At 66.0% G+C, this 921-nt stretch carries 1 protein-coding gene; it reads left to right on the top strand.

Translation table 11 applies throughout. The annotated features are described in order from the left end of the window. The first annotated feature begins 128 nt into the window (after positions 1 to 128). Entirely contained in the window at positions 129 to 911 is a 783-nt protein-coding gene (locus ENC19_RS29205) for a transposase family protein (protein WP_164446258.1), read from the top strand. Positions 912 to 921 lie beyond the last annotated feature (10 nt).

Consider the following 921-nt stretch of genomic DNA (forward strand, 5'->3'; position numbering starts at 1 on the left):
TGAGCGTTTTCCAACCTGATCTTGCAGGTCAGGGACGGTGTGCGTAGCCCGGTGATCGATGAGGGCGAGGCTCCAGGTAAGACAGCAAATCGACCAAAACCCGATGCCCCAACACGGGAGCCTCGCCTGTGCTGTCTTACCCGTCCACGATCTCGTTGTCCAGCCGGACGCTGAACCACCTCGCTGACCGTATCCGCAGCCACCGCAACCAGCGTCGATCCAGGTGGCGACGCCTCGACGCGGGACGGCAAGCACTGCTCGCTCTGGCTCACCTGCGCAACGGTGATACCTACACCCGCCTGGCTGCCGGGTTCGCCGTCGGCGTGAGTACCGCATGGCGGTACGTGCAGGAAGCTGTAGCCCTGCTCGCGTCGACCGCCGATGACCTGGCCACCGCCATGGACCGGATCCGCCGGCTGGCGTACGCGATCCTGGACGGCACCCTGATTCCGATCGACCGGGTTGCCGACCAGAGGCCGTACTACTCCGGAAAACATAAGCGCCACGGCGTGAACGTGCAGGTCATCACCGACGCGGCTGGCCGCCTCGTCTGGGCTTCGCCGGCACTACCCGGCTCGTTCCACGACCTGACCGCAGCCCGGACCCACGGCATCATCGAGGCGCTGACCAGCTCTGATGTGATGACCTTCGCGGACAAGGGCTATCAGGGAGCCGGCGGGAGCGTGCACACGCCGTTCAAGCGGCGCCGCTTCCGGCCCAAGCTGTCACGCCGGCAGAAGGCCGTGAACCGCGCCCACGCGAAGATCCGCGCCCGCGGCGAACGGGCGATCGCCACGCTTAAGACCTGGAAGGTCCTGGCCAAGCTGCGTTGCTGCCCACGACGAGCGACCACGATCGTGCAGGCCATCCTCGTTCTCCACCACGTCGACGCCAACCGCTACGCAGGATGAAAAGGGCTCA

This window comes from Verrucosispora sioxanthis, from assembly GCF_010560025.1.
GTDB classification, from domain to species: Bacteria; Actinomycetota; Actinomycetes; order Mycobacteriales; family Micromonosporaceae; genus Micromonospora; species Micromonospora palythoicola.